Below are 2,115 nucleotides of genomic sequence, written 5' to 3' on the forward strand. Positions count from 1 at the left end.
TCGAGTTCGAGGTGCAGCGCCGACCCCCCGAAGATCGCGAACCAGACGAGCGTAAAGAGGGTCGGGATGGTGAGAACGGTCAAAACAAACTCCCGGATGGTCCGCCCCCGGGAGATGCGGGCGATGAAGAGCCCCACGAACGGCGACCACGAGATCCACCACGCCCAGTAAAAGACCGTCCAGTCCCTGCTCCACTCGAACCCCGCAAACGGGTAAGACTGGAGGCTCAGGTCGATGATGTTGTTGACGTAGCCACCGAGGGCGGAGGTGAAGACATTAAGGATGTAGGGCGCCGGGCCGAGGGTCAGGATGGCGAGGAGGAGCGCTACCGCAAGGACGATGTTGAACTTCGAGAGGACCTGGACACCTTTCTCCACCCCGAGGATCGCGGATGCCATGAAGAGCGCCGTCGCGATGAGGATGATCCCGATGGTGACGGATATCGCGGACGAGAGCCCGTAGAGATGGGTGAGCCCGCTGTGGATCTGGAGGGCGCCGAACCCGAGCGACGTCGCGGTCCCGAAGACCGTCGCGAAGACCGCGAGCACGTCAACCATCTTCCCGGCGGGCCCATAGATCCCCTCGCCGAGGATCGGGTAGAAGCAGGAACTGATGAGGCCGGGCATTCCGCGCCGGAACGAGAAGTAGGCGACGGCGAGGCCGACGATCGAGTAGATCGCCCACGGGTGAATCCCCCAGTGGAAGAACGCGTAGCGCATGGCGAACGCGGCGGCGTCGGGGGATGCGGCGTCGATGAAGGGGGGCGGCTGGAGGAAGTGGACGAGCGGTTCGGAGACCCCCCAGAAGAGGAGCCCGATCCCCATCCCGGCGGCAAAGAGCATCGCGATCCAGCCGAAGAACCCGTACTGCGGCCGTTCTGCGTCATAGCCGAGTTTGATCGTCCCGTATCGCGAGAGCGCGAGTGCGAGCGCGAAGACGAGGAAGAAGAAGACCGATATGAGGTAGAGCCAGCTGAAGTTGTCGAGGATTGCGGCGTGGACCGCGGACGAGCCCGCGTCAAGGAGGTCGGGCCTCGTGACCCCGAACCCGATGAAGAAGAGGATGATCCCGGCGGAGAGGAGGAAGACCCCCTCCCTCCGGAGATACTCACGAAGCATTGCGTCTCCCCGGTTGTGGCACGAGGAATATCGAAGCCCTCGACCCGGTCACGATCCGCTCCGCCGTGTACCCCATCGGGGCGGAGAGAAACGCCGCGCTCTTCCTCCCGAGGACGACGACGTCGGCCTCGATCTGGTCGGAGACATACAGCACCTGCGCGGCGGGGTCTCCGATCTGCTGCTCGACGGTGACGCGCCCGAAGTACGGGCGGAGTTCTTCCGCCACCGTGCCGAGTTCTCTCTCGACGGCCTCCCGCCGAACCCGCTCCGCCAGCGGATCGGCCATCCTCCCCCTGACGTGGAGGACGTGGCACCAGGCTCCCGCGAACTCCATCACGTAGGGGAGCGTGCGGGCGGACGCCTCGTCGAGGTCGGTCGCGTAGAGGACGTTGAGGTCACTCTGGGCGGGGTCCGCCCCGTCGTCGGGCAGGCGGGGCCGGACTTTGTGGACGAATACGGGAACGTCGGCAAGCCGGAGGAGATCCCGCGAGACGCTCCCGAGAAGCATCGTCTCGATGTGCCACCGCCGCTTCGCCTTCATGTAGATGCCGTCGACACCCTCGAGGAGCGCCGTCTCCGCGATTGCCGAGGCGATGTGGCCTTCCCCGGTCTTTACCTCCACGACGAGCCCCGTCTCTTCGAGCGCCTCCGATAGAAGCGTGAGCCACGAGAGATCGGCTCCCCGGAAGAACGAACCGGGTTCGTTCACGTGGTAGAGGCAGACCGAGTTCGCCCCGAGGGTTTTGAGGATAGTTCCGGCCTTCCTCACCTCTTCGGGCCTCTCTCCGTAGGCGACCGGAATCAGCGTCTTCTCAAACATCCCCTGGACACCTCAAGAACGCCGGGTGCCGCCCGGCAAATCCTGAATACCGGTAATATCGGGGTTTCGGCATCATTAATGCACCGAAGTCGATCCCGGGCCTCTCCGACGGCGGCGGCTCCCGGAATTCTTGTGTCTCGCCGCACCGGAGGAGTGAGAGTGATTGTTTGACTTTCG

2 protein-coding genes are annotated in these 2,115 nt (G+C 64.3%); both read right to left on the reverse strand.

Going from position 1 to position 2,115, the window contains the following annotated elements:
- Positions 1-1,118 (reverse strand): BCCT family transporter (locus ACI94_RS09290; RefSeq protein WP_286681351.1); only part of this gene is annotated, 1,118 nt, incomplete at its 3' end.
- The gene (locus ACI94_RS09295) at positions 1,108-1,938 is read right to left on the reverse strand and encodes a universal stress protein (RefSeq protein WP_048113195.1); all 831 of its coding nucleotides are present in this window, start codon (positions 1,936-1,938) and stop codon (positions 1,108-1,110) included. The genes ACI94_RS09290 and ACI94_RS09295, both read right to left, overlap by 11 nt.
- Positions 1,939-2,115 lie beyond the last annotated feature (177 nt).

The sequence above is a fragment of the Methanoculleus sp. DTU007 genome, from assembly GCF_001512385.1.
In the GTDB taxonomy this organism is placed as follows: Archaea; Halobacteriota; Methanomicrobia; order Methanomicrobiales; family Methanoculleaceae; genus Methanoculleus; species Methanoculleus thermophilus.

Excerpts from the sequence above, each read along its gene's own strand:
- ACI94_RS09295 (WP_048113195.1), bottom strand. The coding sequence starts at position 1,938 with ATGTTTGAGAAGACGCTGATTCCGGTCGCCTACGGAGAGAGGCCCGAA.